A 23,279-nucleotide genomic window follows, 5' to 3' on the forward strand; every position below is an offset into this window, starting at 1 on the left:
CTTGTTGTTCCTTTCGCGGCTGGCATCGTCAAGGAACCGGTTTCCCCGAAGACAGCCCCAGCCGTTCGCGCGTCCTTTCCTTCTCTTTCTCGCTCTTGCGGAGCAGCAGATAGACCGCGCCGGTGCCGCCGTGCCACTTCTGGGCGCTGTGAAACGCCATGATCTCCGGGAACATCGGCAGCCAGCGGGCTACACAGCTCTTCAGCAAAGGCTTCTGCTCCTTGTTTCCGCGTCCCTTGCCGTGGCTGATCAGAGCCGAACGCACATCGTGGCGCACGCAGTCGCGGATGAATCGAAACACTTCGTGGCGGGCCTGTTCCACGGTCAGGCCGTGCAGGTCCAACATCGCCTCGACGGCGTAGCCGCCTTGCCGCAGCTTGCGGAACACGCCGTTTTGAATGCCGCCGCGCTTGAAACTGATGACCGCTTCCGGATGGACGAATTCGACGAAAGCCGTCGGAAGCTGATTCTCGTCGAAGCCGGTCCCGCGCTGGGCCGACTCGCGCCGATAGAGCTGACCGGGCGTGGGTGCCTCGCGATGGGTAAGAACGGCACGGCCCGAATGATCGATGGGCCGGACATCGGCCATTTCTTGCTGAAATAATTTTAGGTCGTCGTCGGTCATATTTATAACCTCGATCGCATGTCGAGTCCGTGCGACGGTCTTGACGATCGTTGTCAAGGTTGAATGTGTTTTCGATCCGCACGGCTTCGTCCACCCGGCGAAAACCCCCGGCGCACCGAGACCGGTGGCAAGGGTCATGACTAGAGCATAACAAACTTTACCGACCGAGACGGAGGGCTGCCCCTATGCCACCCGATAACCCGAAGTCCTGATCATGCCTTCGGAAAACGGGACGATCCATGAACCCGAGTCGCCGCAAGCTCCTCCAGTGCTTCGGCAGCGCCGGGCTCGGCCTGCTCGCCGCCGGCGCCCCGTTTCGACAAATCCACGACAAAGAGGTTTCCCCCATGGAACAGGCTCCCCGTAGAATCACACTGTTTTTATGCGGCGACGTCATGACCGGCCGGGGCATCGACCAGATCTTGCCGAAGCCGAGCGCTCCCCACCTCTACGAGCCCTATGTCCGGAACGCGAAGATTTACATCAAACTGGCGGAACGGCTCAACGGCCCCATTGCGCAGCCGGCGGATTTTTCCTACATCTGGGGCGAGGCCCTCGCCGAACTCGATCGCACGGGACCCGATGTCCGCATCGTCAATCTCGAAACGGCGATCACCACGAGCGACGATTACTGGCCGGACAAAGGCATCAACTACCGGATGCATCCCGCCAACAGCCCCTGTCTCACCGCCGCCCGGATCGATTGCTGCGTACTCGCCAACAATCATGTGATCGACTGGGGTTACAAGGGGCTGGCCGAGACTTTGGAAGTCTTGCAACAAGCCTCGCTGAAAACCGCGGGCGCCGGCCGAAACAGCCGAGAAGCGGAGGCTCCGGCGGTTATGAACCTGGCCGGCAAGGGACGTGTCCTGGTTTTCGGCTTCGGCTGCGATTCCAGCGGAATTCCGACCGAATGGGCGGCGGCGGACGACAAGCCCGGCGTCAACCGGCTGCCGGACCTGTCGTCCGAAACCTGTCACCGGCTCCGGAATCGGTTAAGGCGCATCAAGCAGGCGCGGGATATCGTCGTGGCGTCGATACACTGGGGCGGCAATTGGGGCTATGCGATTCCGGACCAGCAGCGACGCTTTGCCCATGCCTTGATCGACGAAGCCGGCGTCGACATCGTGCATGGCCATTCCTCCCATCATCCCAAGGCCGCCGAGGTTTACCGCGGCAAACTCATCCTCTACGGCTGCGGCGATTTCATCAACGATTACGAAGGCATCGAAGGCTACGAATCGTATCGGGGCGATCTGGTGCTGATGTATTTCGCGACTATGAATCCGGCCGACGGGACACTGTCTGGCCTCGAAATGATCCCGCTGCACATGCGGCGGTTTCGCTTGGACCGGCCATCCGAGAAGGATTTCCGCTGGATGCGGGAGCGGCTGGAGCGGGAATCCGGCAAATTCGGCGGGGCCGTCGAAGCGCTCGATGACCGGCGTCTGGTGTTGCGCTGGCGCTAAATCGCTGCGCTCAGGTTCTCAAACCGTTTTCCCGCGGCAGGAAGATCACGACGGACACGCGCCGGTTCCTTGCCCTGCCCTCAGGCGTATGGTTCGTTTCGCGCGGCTGGGTATCGGCCAGCCCGACCGCGCGCAAGCGCTCCGGCGCGACACCGTGCGCGATCAGATAACGGGTGACGGTGCTGGCCCGGGCCGTTGACAGCTCCCAGTTGGACCGATACCGGGCAGTAGCAATGGGACGATCGTCGGTATGCCCTTCGACTGCGATCGTCCCGTCTCGAGCGCCGAGCGCGTCGGCCAGGCGATCGAGCACCTCCGCCCCTTCGGGTTTCAATTCGGTCCTGGCCGGATCGAACAAAATCGTGTCGTTGATTTCCAGGCGGACTTCTCCGCCGGTCGCCGAGATCTCGACGGAACCGCTCAAATCCGCATCCGAGAACGCTTTGCCCAGCAACGCCGCCGCGTTCGCCGCGCTATCCCCGATATCGGCGATCCAACTGTTTTCAGGAACCGCCGGGTGCGGCTCGCCGGATCGCTCGGCCTTATCCTCCGTCTCGGAGGAAACGACCCGGGTCTGCATGGGGTAAGCCGGGTAAAGCTTGATCCCGGTCTTCGCCGGCCGGCTCTCGTCCGTGGACTTTTCGATCGATGAAGCAGCCGAGTCCCGATTTGCCGTGATCGTCTTCGAGACCGCGATGACGGCGGGTGTTACCGTTACCGGCATCGGAGCCGCGATCGTTTCGGATTTCTCCGCGGTTTCCGCCCGCGCCGTTTTCGACTCCGCCGTCAGCGCTTTCTGGTAAGCGAACAGCACGACGAAAAACGAAAACAGCAAGGTCATCACGTCGAGATAGCTCAACAGCCAGCCGCTTTGCTCGGACGGCCGTTCGGCCGCCGCCGTACCCCAGGGGTCGGTTGCGGTTTCCCGCCGAGTGCCCGGACAGCGGGAAGCAGTCGTCGCCGATGCGTCATTCGATGCCATTGCGAATACTCACCACTAGGACTAGGACTCGGCCACGCCGAGCGGAAGCGAATCGACCGACTCGCCCGCCCCCGGGCGGTCGAAGAAAGCCTGCCAGTAATTCCGGAACATCGCCGCATGGCACCGGTCATGCAGCATGAGCACCGACTCCATCTGCACGTAGGCCCAAGCCAGGTTCTCGTTGGCCCGTCGTTCCAGGCGCGTCGCCAAAGGCTTCAACACCAGGTTGGCCAGCACCAGCCCGTAGACCGTGGTCAGCATGGCGAAGCCCATGGACTCCCCGATCTGTTCCATGCGGTTGGCGTCCAGGCCGTACATCATCCCGATCAGGCCCAGCAGCGTTCCCAGCATGCCGAAAGCGGGCGCAAAGGTCCCCATGGTGCGGACGATCTGGATTTCGGCGCGATCGCGCTCGCGCTGCGCCCCGATTTTCCATTGCAGCATGCGGGTCAGGTCGGCCTGCGGCGTGCGGCCGATCACCAGCTCCGCGCCGGTTCTGAGCACGGATTCCGTGAGCCGCCGGACCGCCAGCTCGGCGCTGCGCACGCTGCCGCGGCGATGGGCTTCCACCACGCGCAAGAACACCTCCAGATCCTCGCTCTCCATCGAGGCCTTGCTTCCGAGCTTGCTCCGCAGCCGGCGCAACAAATCGCTCACGCCGCGAAACGAATGGGCAAGCACGGTGGCGGCGAAGGTTCCGGCCACCACCAGGAAAAGACCCGAGAGATTGAAATACCGGCCCGAGGGATCGGCCCACAGGAGAAGAATGAACAGGGCGAACAGCCCGAACCCGATCAGTGCTTTTACCATGACGGCCTTCATGACGCTTCCGCTCGATCTTGCTTGTATCGGAAGCGGCCATGCAGATTCCATTCCCGCCTTCTCACCTTTCTTAATCAAAGACTTAAAAAAACTCCGCCAAACGTGCGTCGAATATTTGACGCATGCCGGAAGCAGCGCGCCGGGGTCGCCGACCGTATTTATTCGTAGCCGGAAACCGACGTTTCTTACTGAACGAAGCGCCGGCCGTCAAAGTCGAAATCGTACGAGGTGGTAAAAAAATGGAAACAGTCGGATCAAGCGCTCAAATCATCCCGTTTCCGGACCCGAAACGGTGGTCGGCGATCGCCAAGATTTATATCGATTACCTGACGCTGGGCGATCCGCGCGCGGCGTTTTTCTATCTGGAATACCAGTTGACCGCGTTGAACCTTAAGGAAGTGCCGACGGTACTGAAAAGAGAAATCGAACGCGAATACCGAAAACGCGGCTTCCGAGGACCCGTGTATTTCGGCAAGCCGTGGTGAAGGCCGGCCGCGGTCTTCTAGTCTTCCCGAGCCAAACCCTCGATGATGTAACCGCCGGATTTCTCGTCGTATTCCAGTTTCAAGAGCTTGCGCTCCCGAGCCTCCTCCAGCAGTTTCCCGAATGTGCGGAAACCGTGATAGCTCTCGTTGAAACCGGGCTTGCGCCGCTTCAGCGCCTGCTTGACCATGGACCCCCACACCTTCTCTTCCTCCCCGCGCTCTTCCAGCAGATCCTCGACCGTCTCCAGCACCCAATCCAGCGCTTGCTGTTTCTTGTCTTCCTCGGCCTTCTTTTCGCCTTCCGCGTCCGCCTGGCGCGCCGCCTTGGCCGGCGCGCGCCTGGCCTTGGGCCTCGGCTTCGCGGCCTCGCGCACCAGATCGTCGTAAAAAATGAATTCGTCGCAATTGGCGATCAGCAGATCGGAAGTGGACTTTTTCACGCCGACGCCGATGACGAGCTTGTTGTTCTCCCGCAGTTTGCTGACCAGGGGCGAAAAATCCGAGTCGCCGCTGATGATCACGAAGGTGTCGACGTGCGACTTGGTGTAGCAAAGGTCGAGCGCATCGACGACCATGCGGATATCGGCGGAATTCTTGCCCGATTGGCGCACGTGCGGAATTTCGATCAGCTCGAAGGCCGCTTCGTGCATGCCGCCCTTGAACTCCTTGTAGCGGTCCCAGTCGCAATAGGCTTTCTTGACCACGATATTGCCTTTGAGCAGCAGTCGTTCCAGCACTTTCTGGACATCGAAAGCGGCATATTTGGCATCGCGCACGCCAAGGGCGATGTTCTCGAAATCGCAGAACAAGGCCATGATATGAGTCTTAGGTGTATGGATCATAGTGGTTTATCTGATACCCACGAATTCCGGGACCTTGTTCAAAAGCCCGGCCCAGCCCAAATTGTCGACGATACGCCGAAAAGAATCATCCGGGGTGGCTTCCAGATGCAGCTTCTCGCCCGTTGCGGGATGGGTGAAGGCGAGATCGGTTGCGCAGAGCAGCAGGCGGAAGCAGGCGAAATGGACCCTGAAAAATTCGTTGTGGCGCCCGTCGCCATGACTGGTATCGCCCACCACCGGATGAAAAATATGCTTCATGTGGCGCCGGATCTGGTGTTTCCGCCCGGTCTTGGGGAAAACCCGCAACAGCGAATAGCGAGCGGTCGGATAACGTCCCACCGCGAACGGCAGTTCCGCGGCTCCCAGCCGCCGGTAGCCCGTTACCGCAGGCTGGGCCGGTTTGTCGCGCAAGGCTTTGGCGTCGGTCATACGGTCGGATTGTTCCGCCAGCGCATAATCGATGGTTCCGGTTTCCGCAGTATAGCCGCGGACCACCGCGAGATAGGTCTTCTCGACGGCGCTTTGGGAGAACAGCTCCGTCATCCGCCGCGCGGTGTCCGCATCGAGCGCGAACACCAATACGCCCGAGGTCGGCTTGTCCAGGCGATGGACCGGATACACCCGGCGCCCAAGCCGGTCGCGAACGATCTGCATGGCATAGCGGGTTTCGTGGCGATCGATCGCGCTGCGGTGGACGAGCAGGCCGGCAGGCTTGTTCACCGCCACGATGAAGTCGTCTTGATAGAGTAATTCCATGCTTCGGTCGGTTACTAATGGTCAAGAAAGTAAAGCCACAAGAGCTCCCTCTCCCTCTGGGACAAATCGGTAGGACTGCCGATTTGCACGCGTGAGCGCCGCTTGCGGCTCCGCACAGGGAATGTGCGGAGTGATTGGGTTGGGGTGAGGGTGATTCGAATAGGACTTTACTTTCTTTACGCACAGAAATTCAAAGCCCGAGCGCTCAGTCCCACGGTTCTACCGTATAACGCACCCACAGACGGTGGGTCCCGCCCGGCGCGATCGTCACCCTATCGTCCGCGGCATTGGCGCTCTCCACGCACACCATGCCGAGATAGCCGTCCCGCTCGAAATCGCCCAGCGCCTCGGCTTTCGCCGCCCACGGATTCCATACCACGGTGGAGCGGCTGCCCCGCTTGGCGATGCGGATGCGCCGCTGCAAACCCGGATCGACGATCACGCAATCGGCGGTGGATTCGAGATAAATCCGGTCGGTCTCCCGGTCGAAGATCACCGGTCCCTTCTGCTGTTTGCGTCGGCCGTGATCCATTCGGTCGATATAGGGACAGCCATCGAAGCCCTGAATCGCGATCCGTCCGATATCGCTGACTTGAAAATAGGCATGCAGGGCTTCCCCCAGGATGACCGGCGCCGGCCCGTCGTTATGCGTCACCAGCTCCATTTCCAGCGCCGCGCCTATGATCATGTACAGCTCCAGCGGCGTCGAATGCGGCCATAACGCGTAGGTTTCCTCGCTCCGGATGAGGCGAAAGCCCAAACGGTTCGAACCGTCCTCCAGCGCCTGCACGTCGATCACTTCCCACGGCTGGGTGCGCGCGAAACCGTGCGCGGGAAAAGAGGCTTCGCCCGCATGGGGCCCGAACCACGGCCAGCACACCGGTACGCCCCCGCGTATTGCCTTGCCCGGACCGAACTTCGCTTTCGGCGATAACCAAACGACCGGCTCCTCCCGATGCGGCGCCCAGTTCATCAGATGAGCCCCTTGCAAGGCGATCGCCGCCATGGCCCGGGCATTACTGATCTCCACCACACCCTGCCCGTTCGGACCTTCCCTGAAGACCACCTCGCCGGCGATGCCGAAGCGCCGGTTTAAGCGGGAAATGTCGTTCGGGTCCATAAATCCTCCTGTCAGGGTTGGGGTTGAAACACGGGCTTTGCTTTTAGACAAGACTCCCTCCCGGCAAATCGGATCGCGGCTGAGACCCGACCGCCCGCATGCCGCGGGCGATAGGGCGGTCGCCAACGCTTCGGGCGCCATCACCGAGTTCGGGTTCCCGTCGCCGGAGCGCGGGGGGTCGCACTTTATTGCAAATGCGCATCGTTATTGCAACATAAGTGATACGCTCCTCTCCTCCGAAGCGTTCGTTTCCGAACTCACCGGTAAAATGAGAAATGCAGGATGGGCAAAGGCCGACAGACCGTGCCCATCTTTTAAGCTCGATGGGCACGCTACGCTTTGCCCATCCTACAACGCTCACCGGATGAATTTGCGGCTAAAATGAGCCTTCCGAATTCACCAGCCGTTTCTTCGAACTCATGAAAACTCCCTTCTGGCGCGAAAAATCACTGGACCAAATGTCCGAGCAGGAATGGGAGTCTCTGTGCGACGGCTGCGGAAAATGCTGTCTGCACAAGATCGAGGACGAAGACACCGGCGAACTGTTCTTCACCAGCGTGGCATGCCGGCTGCTCGATATCGGGGCCTGCCGTTGCACCCATTATAAAGAGCGCACGTCCCGGGTTCCGGAATGCCTGGACCTGCGCGCCGGTTTCACCCAATACCATTGGCTTCCGTCCACCTGCGCTTACCGTCTGCTGGCGCAAGGCCTGGACCTGCCCGCCTGGCATCATCTGGTTTGCGGCGATCCCGATGCCGTGCACGATGCCGGCATTTCCGTGCGCCGTTTCGCGATTCCGGAAACCGACGCGGAATACGTGGAAGATCACGTGATCGAATGGATGGATTGATCCCGGATTCCTTATCCGCGCGCTACCCATGAAAACCTTCACCCGCTACGAATCGGTCGACGAGGTGCTGAACTGGCTGGACCGTCGGGTTTCGGCATTGCCTTCGGAACCGGTTGCCGTGTCCGAAGCCTGCGGGCGCGTGCTCGCCGAAACCATCCCGTCGCCCGTCGACCTGCCGTCTTTCGACCGCGCCGCCGTCGATGGCTATGCCGTACGCGGGGTGGAAACCGTCGGGGCGGGAGCCTATAGTCCGGCCGTGCTACAACGGCTCGACGCGGCACCCGCCCTGCCCCCCGGAACCACCACGCGAGTCGCGGCCGGCGCGCCGATTCCGGAAGGCGCGGACACGATGGTTGCGGCCTCGCTGGGCGAGGAAGCCGGGCGTTTCGTGAATATCGCGACCGCGGTTCCGCCGGGCGAGAACGTCGTCCGGCGCGGCAAGGATCTCGCACGCGGCAGTCCGCTGCTGCCGCAAGGCCGGCTGTTACGGCCCCAGGATCTGGCCCTGCTGGCCGCCTGCGGCATGGACCGGATTCCCGTCGTCAGACGGCCCCGGATAAGGCTCGTGATCAGCGGCGACGATTTGGCCATTCCGGGACAGGAACGGCGTGCCCATCAGCATTTCGAGGCCGCTTCGCCGATGCTGAAAGCCCTGGTGGCGCGCGACGGGGGCGAGGTCGAGGCGTGCCTGCACCTGGCCGACGATGCGATTGCGGAAGCGCTGCGTCCGGAAAACATCGACGCGATGCTGATCGTGGGCAGCAGCGGCGAAGGCTGGAACGACCGCGCCGCCGAAGCGCTGGAAACCGCAGGAGAGCTGGCCTGGCACGGCATCGCCCTGGAACCGGGCCGCTCGACCGGGATCGGGGCCGTCGGAAACACCCCGGTCTTTCTCCTGCCGGGCAATCCAGTCGCCTGCCTGTGCGCTTACGATCTCTTGGCGGGCCGGGCCATCCGGCGCATGGGCGGGCGAAGCACGGCCTGGCCGTATCCGGTACGCCGTGCCGCACTCACGAAAAAAATCAGCTCGGAACTCGGCAGCGTCGATTATTGCCGGGTGCGTCTGACGCCGAACGGCGCCGAACCGGTCGCCACCGGCGGCAATACCCGCCTCTCCGCCCTCGCCGCTGCCGACGGATTTCTGCTGGTGCCCGAGGACTCCGAAGGTTACCCCGCCGGCGCCGAAGTCACCCTATGCCTTTATAACTTCCTGGATTCGGAATCGAACCATGTCCAATAACGACGACCTGCGGCGCGCCGCCCGCCAGGAACAATTCCTGGACGTCATAGACCGAACCGAAGCGGCGGCCCGGTTTCATGCTCATCTCCGGCTGGAGCCGTCCGGCTGCGAGACCGTTCCGCTCGGCGATGCCCTGGGCCGAGTGCTGGCACGCACGGTAAAGGCTCCGGTTGACGCGCCGGGTTTCGACCGGGCCAGCGTCGACGGCTTTGCGGTCCAGTCAGGGGATACTTACGGCGCCAGCGACGAAACGCCGGCCGTGTTGTCGTTGAATCCGGAAGTGCTCGCGCCCGGTGTCGAACCCGGACTCGCGGTTGCCGCCGGCAGCGCCACCGCCATCGCCACCGGCGGCATGCTGCCCCGCGGCGCCGATGCGGTCGTGATGATCGAGCACACCGATCTGCTGGAAGACCGCCAGCCGCTCCGCGTCGAAATCCGCAAACCCGCCCTGCCCGGCCAGTTCATCGCGTTCGCCGGAACCGACATCGCCAAGGGTGAAACCGTGATGCGCGCGGGGCAATGGCTCACGTCACGGGAACTCGGGGTGTTGGCTGCCATCGGCCTGGACCGGGTCGAGGTTTACCGCCGTCCGCGCGTCGCCGTCATCTCCACCGGCAACGAAATCGTTCCACCCGGCGAACCGCTCCGCCCCGGCAAAGTCTACGATTCCAACGGCACCATACTCGCGGCGGCGGTGCGCGAACTGGGCGGCGAACCGGTCGGCCTGGGCGTGGTGCCGGATGACGAAACCGCGCTGGCCGGCGCATTGGAGCAAGCCCTGGCATGCGACATGGTGCTGCTGTCCGGCGGCACCTCGAAAGGCGCGGGCGATCTGTCCTACCGCGCCGTCAGCGCCTTGCAGAATCCCGGCGTGGTGGCGCACGGCGTCGCGCTCAAACCCGGCAAACCGATTTGCCTGGCCGTTACCGACGGCAAGCCGGTGGTGGTTCTGCCCGGTTTTCCCACCTCGGCCATCTTCAATTTTCATGAATTTGTTGCGCCGGTACTGAGGCGCATGGCGGGACTGTCGAGCGCGCGCACACGAACGGTGGATGCGACGCTGCCGGTACGGGTGGCTTCCGAGCGGGGCCGCACCGAATACCTGCTGGTCAGCCTGATGCCGACCGACGAGGGACTCGCGGCCTACCCGATGGGAAAAGGCTCGGGCGCGGTGACCGCCTTCAACTTCGCCGACGGCTTCATCGCCATCGATCAACGCACCGAACAGGTTCCGGCCGGCAGTGCGGTATCGGTGCAGCTGCTCGGCCAGGCTTTGGAGCCCGCCGAACTGGTGTTTATGGGCAGCCAGTGCGCGGGGCTGGATTATCTGTTGACGCTATTGCAGCAGCAGGCCTTGAGCGTCAAAGCCCTTTATGTCGGCAGCATGGGCGGCGCGGCGGCGGTCAAGCGGGGTGAATGCGACATCGCCGGGGTGCATCTCATGGACCCCGCGACCGGTGAATACAACCGCCATCTGCTGACGCCGGAACTCGAACTGGTCCCCGGCTACCGCCGCATGCAGGGCATCGTGTTCCGCAAGAACGACGCCCGGTTTGAGGGAAAAACGCTGGAAGCGGCGCTCGCCACGGCGCGCGCGGATGCGGGCTGTCTCATGATCAACCGCAATAGCGGCAGCGGCACCCGCATTCTGATCGACAGATTGCTGGGAGGCGAGAAACCGCCGGGCTACGCGGTGCAGCCCAAATCCCACAACGCCGTGGCCGCCGCCGTGGCGCAGGGCCGCGCCGACTGGGGCGTCGCTATCGAAACGGTCGCCGCCCAGTACGGTCTAGGGTTCATCCCCGTCCAGGACGGGCATTACGATTTCCTGGTGCCGAAAAGCCGCCTGGAAAGGCCCGGCGTACGCCGGTTTCGGGAACTGCTCGCCGATGAAAGGGTACGGCAGGCACTGGGCGATATGGGGTTTCATACATAACCCAATATCTTGGGGTACATTCCACCCCGTTTACGCGTGTATAGCCCTGAATTGCCTTATCTTTCACGTTCAAAAACGTTTTGAGCCCCGATCGTGCCATCAGACGATCGGATACGCGGGAAATGATGACGGTTCCCGAAGTGGCTCGTTATCTCCGTCTTAAAGAGCGCAAGATTCACGACCTGCTGGCCCGGAATTCGCGGAAAAGGCCCGCAGGCCGGGCGGCTACGATATCGGAGTGCTGGGCGAAGTGCTGTACAACAGTCCGTGAACCGGCGGCTATCGCCTTATCCCGCCTCGCATATTTGCTTGTTTCCCGAGTCGTTCCCCGGTGCGAATCCGGGACTCCGGTGTGCCGACCCCGATCCTCCGGGAACGGCTCGTAAGGTGCGCTGAACGAAGTAAACCGCATCAATCGCGACCGATGCGGTTCCCTACGGTCACCACATCCTACGGCTTCGCTCGTACGACAAAAAAATCTAGCGAATGTCGGGAAAGGATTCCCGACCTACAGGTGCACGGTCGTAGGTCGGCAATCCCTTGCCGACGCATCCGTTGGCCGAGCCGTGACGTCGGGAAAGGATTCCCGACCTACAGGTGCGCGGTCGTAGGTCGGCAATCCTTTGCCGACGCATCCGTTGGCCGAGCCGTGACGTCGGGAAAGGATTCCCGACCTACAGGGTGCTCAGTCGTAGGTCGGCAATCCTTTGCCGACGAATCCCTTTGGCCCGGCGGTGGCATCAGCATAGGTTTGCTAACCTACGTGGAGGGACGTACGGTAGATATGAAAATGCTCCAGCCTGGCAGATGGAATGCTGTTTCCGGCGAACGAGTCTAAAGATCCAGCTCAGCGCCATGAGTTCGCAGCCACTCTTTACGGTCACGGTAGTCCGGCAGGACTTTATCGACTTCATTCCAGAATGCATCCGAGTGGTCCCGGTGATGCAGGTGGCATAGCTCGTAGACCACGATATAGTCGATAATGGTCAGCGGAGCCATCAAGCATTTCCAGTGAAAATGAAGACTGCCATTTTTCAGGCAGGAGGCCCACCGATATCCAAGATCCCTGACCTGGACTGCCCCCGGCGAGACACCGACCCTATTCGCGAAATAGGCTACCCGCTTCTCGATGCGAGGAAGGCCTTTTTCCTCGTAAAACACCTGAAAGACCTGTTGCGCGGCCGCTTTGCCCCCAGCCTCCAAGACTGAGCGCAGCAAGCAGAATCGGCCATCCTTGAGCTTGAGCGGCTCATCCTGTTCGCGCACAAGCTGAAGGCGATAGTTGCTGCCCAGGTATGGAAAGGATTCGCCATTCACCCACTCCCGGGTGATTCGCGCGGCGTTGAGGTCGCGCCACTCGGCCAGGCTGCGGTAAATCCACAGCCGCTTGCTGAACACGGTCTCGTCCACCTGCTCGGGCGTCATGCGGAGTGGCGGACGTACCGTGATCACGCCATTGCGTTCGATCACGATATCGGTGGTCCGCCGTTCCGTGCCCGGCAGCAGTTGATAATCGATGTCGCGAACCCGGCGGATCCGCATTTATGCCGCCCCGGCCCGTATCGTGCGAATCAACTCATCATGACGATTCTTCGCCAACTTCATGATTTCCACGGTCACGCGCTCGCGATTCTGTTTGAGCTCCTCGATCCCCGACTTGGCAATCTCGTTCTTGATCATCCCCCGAACGCGCTTTTGCTTATCGGGGTTTTGCCAGAAATCGACGCTGGCGATGGTTTCCTGGAGCACCTCCACGGTCGTCTCCATCAGCACCTTGAATTTGGCTTTCTCCCCATCATTTATGGAACCGACGGCGAAGCCAACCTGAAGGATGTGCTCGTAGAAGGTCGTGGCCTCCCGGCTCATACCGTCCGCGCCGGTTCGGCGGCCGGCGATGGCCTCAGCACGAAGTTCGGCCAGCTTCTCCGCCAGCAAATCCCACTCTTCGTGATGCTTTTCGATCAGGGCATCGACCTTTTCCGACAAGCTCTTGTAGAACGCAGGGTCCTCGTCGTGGTGCACCGTGCAATGTTTGCGAATCGCGTGCTCCATCTCGCTGGCCTTGGCCTCGCTATTCTTGCCCGCGTGTAAGGCCAGCTTTTCCAGGAAATCCTCGGCCAGGAGTTCCGTAGGCTCGATCTTGGGGTTGATGCCCAGGCTGATCAGATACTCGTTGATCAGTGCCTTCACCTTTTCGCCGGCGCCGCCCAGATCGATGCTCGTGTCCTTGTAGCGTTCCTTCGTGGCTTGCAGGATGTAACCGAAGCGCCGTGCGGACACCCGGTAAGGATGGGCTTCGGGTTGGGGCAGAATGATGTCCAGGCTCAGCAGGAACTTCTTCAGATAGACCTCGAAGTCAGCCCGCTGCCTTTCATCCTTCAAGGCTTTTACGGCCTCGTGCACGATCGCGGCATCGGTCTCCGGATCATTCGAGGCGCCGGTCACGAAGGCCTTGATGTCTTTCACCCCCAGCGCCGCAAGATGCTGCAACAGGCGTTGATAACGCTCCTCCAGCACCGGAAGCTCCGAGGCGATGCTTTGCATCCCGTCATGGAGTTCCTGTAGTTCATCGCTGGCGGCATAGAGGCTCAGGGCATCCGTCAAATGATTGGACAGCCCGATGTAATCCACGATATAGCCGCGCTGCTTGCCCTTCTTCACCCGGTTGGTTCGGCCGATGGCTTGCAGCAAGGTGTGCTCGCGCAGCTTCTTGTCGATGTACATCACCTGCTCGATGGGGGCATCGAAGCCGGTGAGCAGCATGTCGCAAACGATCAGGAAGGCAATGCCGGTGTATTCCCGATCCGGATCATCAAGATCGAAGCCCCGGCAGAAGTCGTCGACAGCGCTCATCCGCGCGGCCTGCTTGCGGACGTGGGTGATATAGGCCGGCTCATTGGTGCCGTCCGACGACACCACGACCGCAGTCTTCAGGAAACGCAGGCGTTTGATCAGCTCCCCATCGGGCGGTGATTCGGCCTCCTCCAGCTTGATGCGTTCAGCCAGCGCGGCCTCGATGCCGGCCTGGTAGCGCACGCAGGCCAGCTTGGAATGGCACACCACCTGCGCCTTAAAACCGTTGGGCAGGATATTGTCGACGTAGTGGCTAACCAGGTCCTCGGCAATGGCATTGATGCGGTTTTCGGCTTCCAGAACATCGCCGGTGGCGCCGTATTTCCGCTTGATCGCCAGCAATTCCTCTTCGCTGCGATCACGGAACAGGTCTTCGAAGGCCTGATCGAAGGCGTGCTTTTCGTTCAGCGCGCTGTCCGCGGTTTTCCCCTCGTACAGGATTTGCAGGGTGGCCCCATCGTTCACCGCGTCCATCAGCCGGTAGGTGTCGATGTACTCGCCGAAGCGCTTGTGGGTTTTCTTCTCGCCGTGGCGTTCGGTAATCAGCGGCGTGCCGGTAAAGGCCACGCGCGTGGCATTGGGAAAGGCCTCGAACAGGTTGTCGCCCAATTCGGCGCTTTGCGTGCGGTGCGCCTCGTCGATCATCAGGATGATCCGCTCCGAGGCGTTCACCACCCCGAAAGTCTTGCCCGAGGGCATCGCCCGATAGGTGCCCAGCGCCTCGGCCACGGTGTTGGTCAGGGTCTGCTTGTGTTCCTGAAACTTGTGGATCATCACCATGTTGATGTCGGAGCTGTCGGTCGCCAGGTGCCGGCGCAAGGCCTGCCGGGATTCGATCACGTTAACCCGGCCGCCGATCAGGGTCGCGGTTTCCCCGAGCTGTTCCTCCAGATCCTGCCGGTCATTCACGAGCACGATCTTGTAATCGGCCAGATCGCGGCTGGCGCGCAGCATCCGGGCCAGGAACACCATCGTCAGCGATTTGCCCGAGCCTTGGGTGTGCCATACCACGCCGCTGCGCGCCATCGCCGTTCGGCCGGTCCGCAAACGCTCCGCGATCTTGTTGGCCGCGCGAAACTGCTGGTAGCGGCACACCACCTTCACCCGCGATCCGCCATCGGTATCCATGAATACCGAGCAGGTGCGCAGGATGTGCAGCAGATTCGGCTTCGCGAACATCCCGGCAATCAACTGCTGCTGGGCGTTCATCCCCTCGCGTGTTGCGTCGTCCCGAGGGTAGAGCGTCTTCCATGCGAAGAAATGCTCCTCGCCCGAGGTGATGGTCCCGTAGTCGGCCTCGATGCCGCAGGTGCGGATCAAGAGCAGGTTGCTGTGAAACAACCGGGGCTCCCCTTCCTTCAGGCCCGCCGCTTCGGTCTCCTTGCGTCGGCGCATATAGCGCTGCAACTGGACGAATGCCTCCTGCATCGGGTTCGCGCAGGTTTCCGAGCCTTTCTTGCATTCCACGACGGCCAGGGGGATACCGTTCACGAACAGCACGATATCCGGAACGATGAAGGTTTTAACGCAGCCCGGCGTATCGACGCGGAACTGGTTGATGGCATGGAACCGATTGTTTTCGGGATGGCGGAAATCGATCAGCCGCACCACCGGGTCGGCTTCCCCGGTCAACTCATTGACGTCGGCCTGGGCCTTGAATAGCAGTGACTGAATGGCCTCATTGGCCTCCAACAAGGTCCGGTTGGGCTGGCGCAACAACTGACTGCGCAGATCTTCCAATTGCCGATCCATCAGCCACTCCTGGCCGTCGTCCGTGCGATTGATGGACCGCACCGCGGCGTCGAATACTTCCGGGAGCAACCATTGGCGAAAGTTGGCGCGGAGGCTCCGGCCGGCCTCCTGGGGCAGCCCGGCGCCCTGGTCGACGACGGTCCAGCCCAGGGCTTCGAGCTGTTGCAGGAAGGGCTGTTCGACTTCGGTGTATTCGGACATTGCGGGTCAGGTCGTAGGCTTGGGTGCGTCGTCGCCGATGAACACGGGACGCCCGTCCCGCCAAATGACAGCGTACTGACCGAGCCGCCGCTTCCGTTCCAGGGTTTTGGCAACGGCTTCCCGCAGGGCCTTGAGTATGGCCTCGGTTTCCGGGGAAGGGACTGTGGACATGAGTTTCATGGCCTGGTCTCCGATTCAGCGATAAACCCACGTAGGGCGCAATAGCGTACTCGCGTATTGCGCCGGATGAGTGTTAAACCCGCTCGCCCATGGTCCAGTCGCCACCCGGCCCGTTGGCCCAATTAAGCGGATAAACACCACCTTCGACATAGCGATGAAACGTCGAATGGGGCCACTCCGACACTCGTTGGACATAGCCATGCTTCACTGGGTTGATATGGCAATAATCCATGTGCGCCGCATAATCCTCTTCATCGCGAATCGCGTGTTCCCAAAACCGACGTTGCCATATTCCACGCTCGCCACGCGCGAGGCGTATCTTCGAGCGCCGTTCCGTCGGTGACAATCCTTTCGAGAAGCCTTGCTTGATCAACCGCCATCGATTGGTGAAATCGTCATCGTCGGGCGGAAGCGTCCAGACCACGTGCAGGTGATCCGGCAAGACCACCCAGGCGTCGATATGGAATGGCCGTTTTGTCCGAATCTCCCGTACCACAGTTCAAAGCAGGTGGATGTGCCGGACAAGCAAATCGTTCGGGTAACGTTCGAGCAGATTGACAGTGAAGAAATAGGTGCCGCCGGGTACGCGATAACGCCGATAGTCGGGCATTGGAATACCTGTTTCAAGGTGACAAGTGAACAATGATACACCTTGAAAATACAGGCATTGGCGGATCGAGTGGTATGGCCAGCGATAAACGGTCCGATCGTTGCTCATGCGGCGCAATACGCGAGTACGCTATTGCGCCCTACGCGAGCTGGCTCATATCACGGTAGTAGTTGGTCCAGTCCGGGTAGGCGTGCGCATTGGTGAAAATGAACGGCAATCCCAGTTCCTGAATCCGGTATAGGCTGGACACCAAAATCACGATTTCTTCGTTCCGGCGCTGCGGCACACCCCTGCCCGAGTGGATATTCTTCATCATCACCGAGAACGGCGTGAAGTAGAACGGAACGTATTCGGCCAGCGTCCCGCCCGGCGCAATCGGCACCACGCGGTGTCGGCGTTTGTCGATCAGATCGGGGTTGCCAATGTTGACGTAACTGGGCGCCAGCACGGCCGAGTTGGCGCAGTGCAGGCCGTTATCCAGAATCCATGGCAGGTTGTTCCTGTGGACAATGCGCCAGATCAGCGCCTTCTCGGGATTCAGGCTGGGGTAGTGGTTAGCCATTCACAGCCTTCGGGACCGGCTCATCGACCTGCACCGGGACTTTGCCGATGAGGAGGTCTTGCATGAGGCCGAGTTTTTGTTTCCTCAGCTTATCAAGCTGGTCAGAATCCTTTCGAGTTCGATCCGTAATTTTCTGGTATCGATCAAAGATTAGAGCCTGTTCATCCAAGCCTGGCAGCGGTAGTTGAAGGGTTTTCAACGTGCTGGACTGGATAGCGTCCATAATCCCACCCTGCATTGCGCGTCTAAACCAAGCGTTTGCCCAAGCAGCGTGATTAAGCTGCCAGCAGATCAATTCGGGAAGAGCTTTCTCTGGATCGAAGGTCATTGTCCAAAGATGCTTGGACGACAATGCAACCTCTAGCGATTAAGGCATTCATTTTGTAGGGTGGGTTAGGCGCGCATTGCATTGAGCCGGCAATGTTCCCTGGTGGTGTCGCCCGCCGTAACCCACCGGACAAGGCCGCGGAACCGGTGGGTTACGGTGCGTTCATAGCCCGGTGACCGCCAGAAAACGGTTTCCGGTACGCGCCTAACCCACCCTACGATTAACGTTCACTGGTATGCCGGATGGAATTAGCCGGGTTCTCGCCCGATCGCCTAAAGCGACTCGAGAAACCGCAGCAATGCCTGCCGGTCCGATTTCCCGAGCCCTTTCACCCGATCCCGCACGATGGCGGCTTCGCCGCCATGCCATAACACGGCTTCCAGGATGTTGCGGGCACGACCGTCGTGGAGAAAGGTGGTGTGTTCGGCGATGCTCGCAGCCAAACCGATACCCCACAAAGGCGCTGTGCGCCATTCACGCGGGCCTGCCTGGAAATCGGGCCGTCCGTCGGCGAGTTCAGCGCCCATATCGTGGACCAGGAGATCGGTGTAGGGGTGAATCGTCTGGTTCGACAGCTCCGGCAGCGGCGCAAAACGGCCGGTTTGGAGCGTTTCGACGTGGCACTCGTTGCAGCCGATCTCACGAAAGAGGGATTCGCCGCGCACGACCTCCGGATCATCCGGGTTTCGTCGCGCGGGCACCGCAAGGCTCCGGACATAGAGCACGACGGCATCGAGCTGTTCCGGCGCGAGTTCCGGACGGCGGGCAGAGGGCGCCATGCGGCAGTCTTTCTGCGTTGCCGTGCAGTTCTCCTCGGGCAACAAGGACGAGGTGATGCCCATGTCACCCAGGAAGGCGCCGGCGATTTGCTGCGGAAGATTCGGCACATTGGCCTTGTGCCCGAAACGGCCGATCGCAACCCGTCCGCTTGCCGCATCCCACACCCGGTTGACGCGGCCCTCGATGCCGTCCCGCTTGGAGCGGCGCTCCAGATCCAGCAAGGTCTCGTCGCTCGCGGCTTCGAGCAGTCCCAGCCCGTATACCGCAGGCCCCACGCGGGCGGACATGAGCACGTCCCCTTCCAAAGGTCCGTAGCGGAGATCGCTCAAAACGATCTTGGGTGTTCGGAGGGAAACCGTTTCGCCGTCGGCCAGCGTGACGGCAAACTCCGCGTACTCGATAGAAACCCTGCCCTCCTCCGCCACGCCGGGGATCCCGTGGTTTTGCAGTTGATCGCCGTATACCGGATGCGGTCGCGGCCCGCCGTTTTCGGACCGGCCCGGCACGCTCAACCGGATCAGCAGCCCGCCGGCGTCGTCGTCCGGACCGTCCGGCGACTTGCCGCGGGCGTTCTTGAGATGGCAGGCGGCGCACGAAATCCGATTGTACAACGGCCCGAGCCCGGCAATCTCGATGTCCTCGGCCGGGGGAATGACCCAGCTTTGGCGGAACAGACCCCGTCCCTTGAAGAACTCGGGTAATCTTTCCGGCGTCAACGCGGGGCTCGGACGGGAATACGCCTCCCTGCCGGCATCGGTTACCGTGGAACTGCCGCCGGACAAGGTCTCCGCGGCGCCCGCCGCCGAAGCCGCTCCGAGCGATAGCGCAAGAACGAGGGAGAGACGCATCACGCGCCGCCTCCTTGGCCGGCTGCGGCCAGCACCTCGCGCGCCAGGCGTTCCGCTTCAGCGGCGTTGCGCTCGATCGATTCGCGCCATGCGGACTTTGCCGCGTCGACACGGTGTTGAGCATCGCCCTGTTCGGACCGAGGCTTAAATTGACTTTTCAGCACTTCGGCTTCCGATTCCGAGACGGGAACGCTGCCCGCCAATGCTCGCGCCCGCGCCGCTTTCTCCAGCATGTCGACTTTTCCCAACCGTTTCGCCTCCGCTTCGGCCCGGCGCACCAGCGCCCACAGGGACTTCAACGCTTCGTGCCGGCTGGCGATGGCGGCATCGAAGAGCGTGCTGACCAGGGGCAGGCGGGCGAGATTTCGCGCGGCATCGTAACCGAAGCCGTTTCCGGGTTGCTCGAACGGGCGGAAATACCCCGCGGGAGCGGATCGGTACACATCCGGCCGAACCGGCAGTTTCCGGATATCCGGATGAAACAGGATTTTTTGACCCTCTTGGGATAAGAGAAACTCCACGAACGCCTTGGCCGCTTCGGGCTTTCCGGTCGATGCCGCGATAGCGACATGGGCCGGCGAGTAGCCGACCCGATCAGGATACTCAAAAGCCAGCGGCGCGCCGTTCGCGATCGCCGAGGCGAAGAAAAAGTCCATCGACACGGCAATGCCTTTCTTTTCGCTCGTCAGAATATCGGTCATGAACGGTCCGCCGGGCGCGAACAATTCGTTGTTGGCAGCGATTTCGCTCAAGAGCGACCAGCCTTTTTCCCAGCCGCAAGCTTCGAGCACCACGTCCGCCAGCATCGGCGCGAAACCCACCTTGGACGGAATCGGAAAGAGCAGATGGCCCTCGAACTCAGGCCTGGCCAGGTCCTCCCAGGTTTTCGGAGCCGGCAAAGAATGCCGGCGGAGATACTCGGGATTGAGCCCGAAGCCGTAACCGGCCATCTCGGTCGCGGCGAAATAGCCCTCGGGATCGGCGATCGGAGCGTCGCCCACCCGTTCCGGAACAGCAGCCCGATCGGCGGCCAGTTTCCGCCAGGCATGCTCGGACTTCAGAGCCAGAAAGTTGGCATAAGCGGCGGACCAGTAGACGTCCACACCGCCCTGCCCGGATTGCCGGAGATAAGGCAGGGCGTCGCGCGGCATGCGCCAAATGATCTCAAGATCGATGTCCGGCCGGGCCTTCTTGAAGGCGGCCTGATAACGGGAAACCACGTCCTCGGGATAGGCGGTCAGCACGACCAGCCGTTCGGCGGCATCGGCCGCAGCCGTGCCGGAAATAACCCCCAATGCAAGACGAAGAACGAAGAGGAATAGAGTTCTGATCGTCCTAAAATCGGCAGTTGGACGCGTCCGAGTGTATGGCTGGCAGACCGGATGGCAAGGCGCGACGACGCAGTGGGGCCGTCCCCCACAAGGAGGAGCAACGCCGCCAGGTGGTCTGCCAGCTATGCAATCGGGTGCGTAGCGCCTTCGCCCGTAAGGTGATGCTGATAGTTCAGTGGACAGTCGGGTTTCATGAGGCTTTTCGCTTGACTGGGAGCGGTCAACTGCCGTTTTTAGGATCATCGCCGTACCCCCTGCTCAAAACCTGAAATTGGCGTTCATGAAGTAAGTACGGCCCGGTTCCGGGAATCCCTCCTCGTAGGCGTAGTTTTCGTCGGACACATTGTGCACCCCGAACTCCGCGTCCAGGTCCTTGCGCACCAGCCACACCGCCTTGAGATTTCCGATGAGGAAGGCGTCCGCCTGCCGTCGTCCGTCGGAGCTGCTGAAGCGGCTGGCGTTGTACTCGGTGCTGGCGATGAAGCGGGTGTACTGCCAGGGCGTGTATTCGAGATACGCAAAAACCTTGTGCTTGGGCGTATCGAGCGGCCGGATATTGGGATTCGTCCGGTTGTTGCGATCCAGGAAGGTGTAATTGGCGTGCAGCTTCAAGGTGTCGTCCAGCGTATAGGTCGCGAACGCCTCGTAGCCGAGATGCTCGGCCTTCCCGATGTTCTGCAGCTGGAAACAGGGCGGACGGCTGCAAGCCGTGGGCGCGATGGTGACGCTTTCGATGGCGTCGGAGATGTCGCTGTAGAAAAAGCTCGCGCCGAACTCTACCGGTCCTTGCCGGCTGTCGAAGCCCAGCTCGTAGTTGAGGGTGTCTTCCGGTTCCAATTGCGGATTCGGGATGGCCGAACCGAGCCGGAAGGAATACCGGTCCTTGATGGTCGGAAAGCGGGTTTTCCGCGCCACGAAGGCATGCACCTGCGTATTGTCGGTCACATCGTAGAACAACCCGCCCTGCCCGTTGATCGCCGATCGGTTGTACAGCGGGAAACGTTCCGATACGCCGCTGGTGAATGCCCGAGCCTGGAGTTGGTCCTGACTGTCGTGACTGACGCCCAGGGAAAGTTTCAGACGGTCGGTGAGGGTGATCGTGTCTTCCAGCCCGTAGGAAAAGACCTGGTCGGCGTAGCGTTCGGTCGGCGTTCCCAGGTTGAGATCGTCGACCTCCCGGTGCACGTCCTGCTTGTAGCTGAAAGAGGCCTTGATCAGATGATCGTCGAGAATCGTGGTGCCGTACTCGAGGCCGGCGCCAAAGGTGTAGTCGTCATATTTGCTGGCGAAAGCGAACGGCCTGCGCTGCGTGGTGTAGCGGGCGTCGTCGTAGGAGTCGAGCGCATTCTCGAAGGTGTCGTAATAAAGCCGGGTCTTTACATAGTGATCCTCCAGGAAGGCGGTGCGCGAAACGAAATACACGCTCTCCTTGTTCCAGTAGGGCCAGCGCCAGAAACGCGGCGACACGGTCGGATCGGTGCCCGCGTACGGCGGCGTGTCCTTGCGCCCGTTCTGGTTGTAATAGCTGATGGCGTACTCGTCGGTGTCGTTGGGCGTATAGCCGAGTTTGAAGCTGCCCTTGTAATCGGTATTCCCGCTGTTGTCTCTTCTGCCGCCGTCTTCGCTCCGGGTCGGCACGAAATCCTCGGACAAGCGGAAGAACTGGCGATCCAGGTAGGAGAATCCGCCCTGGGCATACCAGGTTCCCTGGTTCGTGCCCACATTGACGTGGCCTTGATAGAAGTTGTAGTCGAAATGGCTGTCGAATCCCACGCCCGTTCCGACGTTGCCCTCCAGTCGCCGGGTGGGTCTCCGGCTGACCAGGTTGATGGCGCCGCCCAGGGTATTGGGTCCGTACAGCACCGACGAAAATCCTTTGCTGACATTGATCTCGCCGATATCGAAAGTGGTGAAGCGGTTCAGGTCCACGTTGCCGTCGTAGGGCACATAAACCGGGATGCCGTCGATGAACAACGGCACCTGGCGCGAGTTGAATCCTCGCACGTGGACCAGTCGTTCGTTGCGCGCCCCGAGATTTTGCAGGGTGACGCCCGGCAGCATGTTGACCGCCGACCCCACGTCGTAACGGTTGAACTTTTGTATGTCCTCGGCGGTGACGGTCTCGACGGTCGGATTGGTTTCCGACAAGAGGTTCGATCCCGAAACCTCCACCACACCCAGCGTAAACACGTTCTCAGTCCCGCCGGTTTTTTCGTCCAGCGCGAATGCCGCCGCGAACGGTAAAGAAACCCCCAAAAGCACCCACTGCAGCCTAAATCGCATAAAGCCCCCGTTGTATGGAATTTATGTCGATGGAATCGTTTTCGTTCGAAAACCGATATCGTTTCGGCCGCGATACCGGACCGGCTCTTGGCGACCGAACGCATCATCATTATTTATTATGTTATATAACGATAGATAGACAGGCCGAACCAGGAAAACATGGCGGGACCCGCACTCACCGAGAAATCATACAAACTGTCGGCCGCCAGGCTTCACGGCCGTCGAGGCAGACGGCCCGCTTTCACCGATCCGTTCGCGTTCCCCCCGATTTTGCGCGGCTGCCGTTATAACGTTAGCGCCTTAACCCCCGTATGGCACGCCCGACGCCCACGGCGGCTCCTTTTCCACACTACATTTCACGCGGCCGGGATCGTGAATCAAAACCAAAAATGCGCTGGGAAGTCGAGTTTCGGCGAACATCGG

The 23,279-nt window shown here is 61.1% G+C and carries 19 protein-coding genes and 1 pseudogene; 5 read left to right on the top strand and 15 right to left on the bottom strand.

Going from position 1 to position 23,279, the window contains the following annotated elements; genetic code table 11:
* Positions 1 to 28: 28 nt before the first annotated feature.
* Entirely contained in the window at positions 29 to 625 is a 597-nt protein-coding gene (gene smrA / locus sS8_RS14810) for a DNA endonuclease SmrA (RefSeq protein ID WP_119632812.1), read from the bottom strand.
* Between the two features lie 239 nt (positions 626 to 864).
* Between smrA and sS8_RS14815 the strand changes: the two genes are divergently transcribed.
* Positions 865 to 2,094: a CapA family protein gene (locus sS8_RS14815; protein WP_197716531.1), complete on the top strand. Its 1,230-nt coding sequence runs from the start codon at positions 865 to 867 to the stop codon at positions 2,092 to 2,094.
* A gap of 10 nt (positions 2,095 to 2,104) precedes the next feature.
* Here the strand turns inward: sS8_RS14815 and sS8_RS14820 are convergent, their stop codons facing one another.
* Together sS8_RS14820 and sS8_RS14825 are read right to left on the bottom strand one after the other, a co-directional pair.
* Complete coding sequence (locus sS8_RS14820) at positions 2,105 to 3,076, bottom strand: OmpA family protein (protein ID WP_119630283.1); 972 nt, start codon at positions 3,074 to 3,076, stop codon at positions 2,105 to 2,107.
* 21 nt (positions 3,077 to 3,097) lie between these two features.
* Entirely contained in the window at positions 3,098 to 3,898 is an 801-nt protein-coding gene (locus tag sS8_RS14825; RefSeq protein ID WP_170161092.1) for a motility protein A, read from the bottom strand.
* Between the two features lie 239 nt (positions 3,899 to 4,137).
* Between sS8_RS14825 and sS8_RS14830 the strand changes: the two genes are divergently transcribed.
* Entirely contained in the window at positions 4,138 to 4,383 is a 246-nt protein-coding gene (locus sS8_RS14830; RefSeq protein ID WP_145986546.1) for a hypothetical protein, read from the top strand.
* A gap of 17 nt (positions 4,384 to 4,400) precedes the next feature.
* Here sS8_RS14830 and sS8_RS14835 read toward each other — a convergent pair whose 3' ends face one another.
* From sS8_RS14835 to sS8_RS14845, 3 genes are all read right to left on the bottom strand, one after another.
* The gene (locus sS8_RS14835) at positions 4,401 to 5,225 is read right to left on the bottom strand and encodes an NYN domain-containing protein (RefSeq protein WP_119630286.1); all 825 of its coding nucleotides are present in this window, start codon (positions 5,223 to 5,225) and stop codon (positions 4,401 to 4,403) included.
* 6 nt (positions 5,226 to 5,231) lie between these two features.
* Positions 5,232 to 5,981, bottom strand: a complete 750-nt coding sequence (gene truC / locus sS8_RS14840) for a tRNA pseudouridine(65) synthase TruC (RefSeq protein WP_119630287.1) — start codon at positions 5,979 to 5,981, stop codon at positions 5,232 to 5,234.
* A gap of 205 nt (positions 5,982 to 6,186) precedes the next feature.
* Complete coding sequence (locus sS8_RS14845; RefSeq protein WP_119630288.1) at positions 6,187 to 7,101, bottom strand: D-hexose-6-phosphate mutarotase; 915 nt, start codon at positions 7,099 to 7,101, stop codon at positions 6,187 to 6,189.
* 419 nt (positions 7,102 to 7,520) lie between these two features.
* Between sS8_RS14845 and sS8_RS14850 the strand changes: the two genes are divergently transcribed.
* The 3 genes from sS8_RS14850 to sS8_RS14860 are packed head-to-tail and all read left to right on the top strand — an operon-like array spanning position 7,521 to position 11,128.
* Positions 7,521 to 7,952: a YcgN family cysteine cluster protein gene (locus sS8_RS14850; protein ID WP_119630289.1), complete on the top strand. Its 432-nt coding sequence runs from the start codon at positions 7,521 to 7,523 to the stop codon at positions 7,950 to 7,952.
* 28 nt (positions 7,953 to 7,980) lie between these two features.
* Positions 7,981 to 9,192, top strand: coding sequence for a molybdopterin molybdotransferase MoeA (locus sS8_RS14855; protein WP_119630290.1), 1,212 nt, complete (start codon positions 7,981 to 7,983; stop codon positions 9,190 to 9,192).
* On the top strand, positions 9,182 to 11,128 hold the full coding sequence (locus sS8_RS14860) for a molybdopterin biosynthesis protein (RefSeq protein ID WP_119630291.1): 1,947 nt from the start codon (positions 9,182 to 9,184) through the stop codon (positions 11,126 to 11,128). Before sS8_RS14855 ends, sS8_RS14860 begins: the two co-directional genes overlap by 11 nt.
* An 834-nt stretch (positions 11,129 to 11,962) precedes the next feature.
* On the opposite strand, the gene sS8_RS14865 is transcribed toward sS8_RS14860, so the two are convergent.
* From sS8_RS14865 to sS8_RS14900, 9 genes and pseudogenes are all read right to left on the bottom strand, one after another.
* Positions 11,963 to 12,670 (bottom strand): M48 family metallopeptidase, encoded by a 708-nt coding sequence (locus sS8_RS14865; protein ID WP_119630292.1) that lies wholly within the window; start codon positions 12,668 to 12,670, stop codon positions 11,963 to 11,965.
* Positions 12,671 to 15,934 (bottom strand): type I restriction endonuclease subunit R, encoded by a 3,264-nt coding sequence (locus tag sS8_RS14870; protein WP_119630293.1) that lies wholly within the window; start codon positions 15,932 to 15,934, stop codon positions 12,671 to 12,673.
* 6 nt (positions 15,935 to 15,940) lie between these two features.
* Positions 15,941 to 16,114 (bottom strand): hypothetical protein, encoded by a 174-nt coding sequence (locus tag sS8_RS28160; protein WP_170161093.1) that lies wholly within the window; start codon positions 16,112 to 16,114, stop codon positions 15,941 to 15,943.
* Positions 16,115 to 16,187: 73 nt separating this feature from the next.
* A pseudogene (locus sS8_RS14875) lies at positions 16,188 to 16,724 on the bottom strand (REP-associated tyrosine transposase).
* 139 nt (positions 16,725 to 16,863) lie between these two features.
* The gene (gene darT, locus sS8_RS14880) at positions 16,864 to 17,286 is read right to left on the bottom strand and encodes a type II toxin-antitoxin system toxin DNA ADP-ribosyl transferase DarT (protein ID WP_197716532.1); all 423 of its coding nucleotides are present in this window, start codon (positions 17,284 to 17,286) and stop codon (positions 16,864 to 16,866) included.
* Complete coding sequence (locus tag sS8_RS14885) at positions 17,279 to 17,614, bottom strand: restriction endonuclease subunit S (protein WP_119630294.1); 336 nt, start codon at positions 17,612 to 17,614, stop codon at positions 17,279 to 17,281. The genes darT and sS8_RS14885 overlap by 8 nt, the downstream gene beginning before the upstream one ends.
* Positions 17,615 to 17,886: 272 nt before the next feature.
* Positions 17,887 to 19,242 carry a di-heme oxidoreductase family protein gene (locus sS8_RS14890; protein WP_119630295.1) on the bottom strand — a complete coding sequence of 452 codons (1,356 nt, stop codon included), beginning with the start codon at positions 19,240 to 19,242 and terminating at the stop codon, positions 17,887 to 17,889.
* Positions 19,242 to 20,537 (bottom strand): ABC transporter substrate-binding protein, encoded by a 1,296-nt coding sequence (locus sS8_RS14895; protein WP_170161094.1) that lies wholly within the window; start codon positions 20,535 to 20,537, stop codon positions 19,242 to 19,244. Before sS8_RS14895 ends, sS8_RS14890 begins: the two co-directional genes overlap by 1 nt.
* A gap of 294 nt (positions 20,538 to 20,831) precedes the next feature.
* Positions 20,832 to 22,856 carry a TonB-dependent receptor plug domain-containing protein gene (locus tag sS8_RS14900; RefSeq protein ID WP_119630297.1) on the bottom strand — a complete coding sequence of 675 codons (2,025 nt, stop codon included), beginning with the start codon at positions 22,854 to 22,856 and terminating at the stop codon, positions 20,832 to 20,834.
* Between the last annotated feature and the right edge of the window lie 423 nt (positions 22,857 to 23,279).

The organism is Methylocaldum marinum, assembly GCF_003584645.1.
Classification (GTDB): domain Bacteria; phylum Pseudomonadota; class Gammaproteobacteria; order Methylococcales; family Methylococcaceae; genus Methylocaldum; species Methylocaldum marinum.